This is a genomic window from Anoxybacillus sp. LAT27 (assembly GCF_022030075.1).
In the GTDB taxonomy this organism is placed as follows: Bacteria; Bacillota; Bacilli; order Bacillales; family Anoxybacillaceae; genus Anoxybacillus; species Anoxybacillus kestanbolensis.
This window is the reverse complement of record NZ_JAIWYK010000023.1, coordinates 1-3,717: the sequence shown is the minus strand read 5'-3', so window position 1 is coordinate 3,717 and position 3,717 is coordinate 1. Positions and strand designations below refer to the sequence as shown.

Here is a 3,717-nt window from a genome sequence, read left to right as displayed (position 1 = left end):
ATAAACTGAGAGTACATGCGAATTTTCCTCCAATGGTTTGGTTTGGTCACCTTTACCATACAGGAAAATTCGCATTTTTTGTACTCTCTATTTTCTCTATGCACACCGATCTTCAATGATCAAGTACAACTTGTGGTGAAGAGCCCTAAAAATCCTTTTTTTACTTTATTTGTATATTATTCTGTAGTTCAACAACCCATTCAATACTTCGTTGATACGCAGCAAACGCTTTGGATAGGTCAATGTTTAAAGTGGTTGTGATCTCCTTTAATTTGCTTATATCGTTTGTTTCTAATGCGATAACGAGATGATATAAAGTTGAATAAGTACATGGTTGTCCATTCAAACCTTGCTGAATCGCTTCATCGATATGTAATTCTTGCAATATTTCCTGCAGCGGGCGTTGGAGCAATAAATGTAGCGAAGAACAAATCCCCATGAAAAATAAAATATCTTTTTCATCGCTTAAGTGAATGAGATATGCTAATTGTTCGAGCGTTTTGGCACGTATTAAACTGTTTACAATGATTTCGTTTTTAAACGGTTCGTTTGGTTCTTGTAATGTCAACACGGTTGACCAACTTTTTAAATGGTTTGTTCCTAATAAAATGGCTGCATGGCGAATAGATTTGATTTTCGATGTTTTAGACAAGAAAAATGAATTTACCGTTTTTAATAAGCGATATGTTAACGTTGGATCATTTTCAATGGTTTGGACGATTTCATCAAAATTGAGTCCATTTTGATTCATTTGTTTTATTAAATTGAGTTTAGATATATAGGGAATTTTAGGAAGTGACTTTTCTTTTACAACAATTGGTTTGCTAAAAAAATATCCTTGAAAGTAAGAAAACCCTTCATTTTTTGAGTGTTGTAGCTGTTCTTTTGTCTCAATTTTTTCAGCGAGCAATTGGATACGATACTTTTCGATGTAAGGTTTGAAGTCACGATAGTTTGTTTGTTTTGAAAAATCAATCTTTATAATATCTACATATGGAAGGAGAGGGATATATTGTTCGGAAAATATAAAGTCATCAAGTGCGATAACATATCCTCTTTCTTTTAATTGTTTGCATATGTGAAGCAAGTGGCTAGAGTAAGGAATGGATTCCAAAATTTCAACAACGATAAGATGTTTCGGAAAATGAAACGGCACCCCCCTCTTTAATAAAGTTTCAGTAAAATTAATGAAACATCGCCCACCATTTGTTAATCTCTCAATTCCTATGTTCATAAAGCTGTTAATTAGTACATCGATTGTCGCACGATCTCCGTCAATTGCGTTATAAAAATTTTGCTCCCCGCTTCGATAAAATAGTTCATATCCAATTACTTTATCATTTCGATTTAAAATAGGTTGTCTTCCAACGTAAATATCCATGTTGAACCTCCAATTTTATAACAAATGTTTGAATTTAGCAATAAGGTGGGAGCGACGTTTTACATCCAGCTTTTGAAATATATTATTAATATGATTTTTTATTGTATGTTCGCTTAAAATAAGCTCTTCGGCGATTTCTTTGTTGCTGTATCCCTTTAATAAAAGAAAGAACACTTGTCTTTCACGTTCTGATAACTGTTCAATTTCCAACGTAAGAAACTGCTCACGATACTTTTCTTGAATAATAAGTATGATCGTCTCAATTAAACACGTAATAAAATAATTCTCATCATCGTGATATGGATAAGAGATAAATATTAACGCTAGGCGGTCGTTTATTGTGGTTTGAACAGGGAAAACAAGCCAACTTAATAAGCCATACTGTAATAAAGTTGGCCGTGAGATGTTGGCTGTATGTTGTTTTAAATAAGACTCATTTTTATAGAAAAAATATTTTATATCGTCTGATGAATCATATGAAAAAATGATTTCTTCATCAATAAGAAGAACGATTGGTTGATTCATGTAACGTTCATAGCAAGAAATTGTTGTTTTTAATAAGTGCATATAGTTCAACGAAAAAATCTCCTTTCTATGCAAGAAAAAAGCGATAGGAAGATGTAGCTTCTTATCGCTAATTTATTATATTAGGTCGATTTTTTAAAAATAAATCTATAAATCGGCTAACGATATCACAATCCCATTTTATCCCACTTTCTTTTCTTAATATATGAATAATTTCATCTTTGTTTTTCTTTTGTCGATAAGGTCTTGTTGACATTAATGCATCAAACGAGTCAGCTACTGAAATAATTTTTGCCATAATAGGAATTTCTTTATCTTTTAATTGATTTGGATATCCTGTGCCATCCACGTATTCTTTATGGAAAAGAATTGCTTCAAGGACCTCTTTATCTTTGATTTCAAAGACTGACTTAGCAAGGAAGTAACTTATAATTGGATATTGTTTAATAAATGAAAATTCATATGTAGATAAAGGTTCTTTTTTTAATAAAATATAGTCAGGTATACCTATTTTACCAATAGCATGCAGAAGGGAAGCTTGGTACAAGCTGTTTAACTGATGATCTTGCAAGCCTATGGCTTGTCCGATTTGTAGACAATAATATGCAACACGCCGCGAATGATCGGCGATGTATTTGTGCTCATCACTTTTATTTTCAATTGCGATGAGCAAGCGCAGAGCCTTATTAATCGGATCATTATAAACATTTAATGCGTGTACGAGATTAGAAAATTCATCGATATATATATTTGGAATATCTCTTTGCGTCGCTTTTGCTTTCAATGTGTAAATCGTTTCTTTTACATATTTTGATACGATATGAACGATTATCAAAAAAAATATGACAAAAATGAACAAAAAAGCAGTTGACAAGATGAAAAAGAAAACATGATCGTTTGAGCTATTTTTAATGAGCATATGTTTTATTGCTAGCATATACATTAGGATGAAAGAGACAATACTCACATTGTAATGAATAAGTCTTGTCCAAAATGGCATATGCAGAAAATCAGATGATATGATTGGAATTCGGTATCCTAGATGAAAAAAATAATAGACATCGTATGCAATGACTTTCATAAAAGCACGATCAACTATATAAAAAAGGATACTGTGAAAAATGCCATACAAACATGCTAATAAAAGTAAATTATCTTTATTTTCTTGGACAAAAAACAGTAAAACTAAAAAGACAAAGGAACAAAAACCAAAAATATGCATTGTTTTTACAGGTAATTGCTTTAATTTGTAAATATATTGATAAACATCATGTTCACCCTTCTTATCTCTAAAAGATAGAAGCTCGTTCATTTTTTGATGAAAAAGGGTAACGAAAAGAAACAGTGTAGTAAGCCATGTAGCTAATATGTAAGGAAAATTAGAAATATTCATATATATGAGTGTGCATGAAAGCATCGTATAAAAACATATCGACCAAATAAAAATAGTTCGCCTTGCATGGGCATGAATATTCATCGATTCACCGCCCTATTCGTGTAAAGAAAATGAAGAAAGGTTTATTCATGAGTTATTATAGTTTCTTTTCGGGGATTTTTCAACAAAAAAATCCAAAAAAGAAACAAAATATGAAGGGAATGGTGAACATGGATAATGTAAAAGGTGTCATCAGCAAAAGAATTAAGCAGCGACTGAAGCAACTAAATTTAAAGCAAAAAGATTTAGTTGAACAAACTGGTCAACCAAAAAGCACGATTAATAAAATTGTAAATGGGACGGTAACACCTCGAGTGGATTTGCTTATTCCAATTAGTAAAGTACTAGATGTTTCGATCGACTGGCTAGTCGCTAA

The 3,717-nt window shown here is 31.7% G+C and carries 4 protein-coding genes; 1 reads left to right on the top strand and 3 read right to left on the bottom strand.

Going from position 1 to position 3,717, the window contains the following annotated elements:
* Positions 1-160: 160 nt before the first annotated feature.
* The 3 genes from LD028_RS01890 to LD028_RS01880 all read right to left on the bottom strand — a co-directional run bounded on the left by LD028_RS01890 (position 161) and on the right by LD028_RS01880 (position 3,383).
* The gene (locus LD028_RS01890; RefSeq protein ID WP_237810751.1) at positions 161-1,381 is read right to left on the bottom strand and encodes an EAL and HDOD domain-containing protein; all 1,221 of its coding nucleotides are present in this window, start codon (positions 1,379-1,381) and stop codon (positions 161-163) included.
* Between the two features lie 15 nt (positions 1,382-1,396).
* Positions 1,397-1,948: a response regulator transcription factor gene (locus tag LD028_RS18070; RefSeq protein ID WP_275125277.1), complete on the bottom strand. Its 552-nt coding sequence runs from the start codon at positions 1,946-1,948 to the stop codon at positions 1,397-1,399.
* Positions 1,949-2,015: 67 nt separating this feature from the next.
* Entirely contained in the window at positions 2,016-3,383 is a 1,368-nt protein-coding gene (locus tag LD028_RS01880; RefSeq protein ID WP_237810750.1) for an HD-GYP domain-containing protein, read from the bottom strand.
* Positions 3,384-3,430: 47 nt separating this feature from the next.
* On the opposite strand from LD028_RS01880, the gene LD028_RS01875 reads away from it, so the two are divergent.
* A partial coding sequence (locus tag LD028_RS01875) for a helix-turn-helix domain-containing protein (RefSeq protein ID WP_237810749.1) occupies positions 3,431-3,717 on the top strand: 287 nt, incomplete at its 3' end.

Excerpts from the sequence above, each read along its gene's own strand:
- LD028_RS01890 (WP_237810751.1), bottom strand. The coding sequence starts at position 1,381 with ATGGATATTTACGTTGGAAGACAACCTATTTTAAATCGAAATGATAAA.
- LD028_RS18070 (WP_275125277.1), bottom strand. The coding sequence starts at position 1,948 with ATGCACTTATTAAAAACAACAATTTCTTGCTATGAACGTTACATGAAT.
- LD028_RS01880 (WP_237810750.1), bottom strand. The coding sequence starts at position 3,383 with ATGAATATTCATGCCCATGCAAGGCGAACTATTTTTATTTGGTCGATA.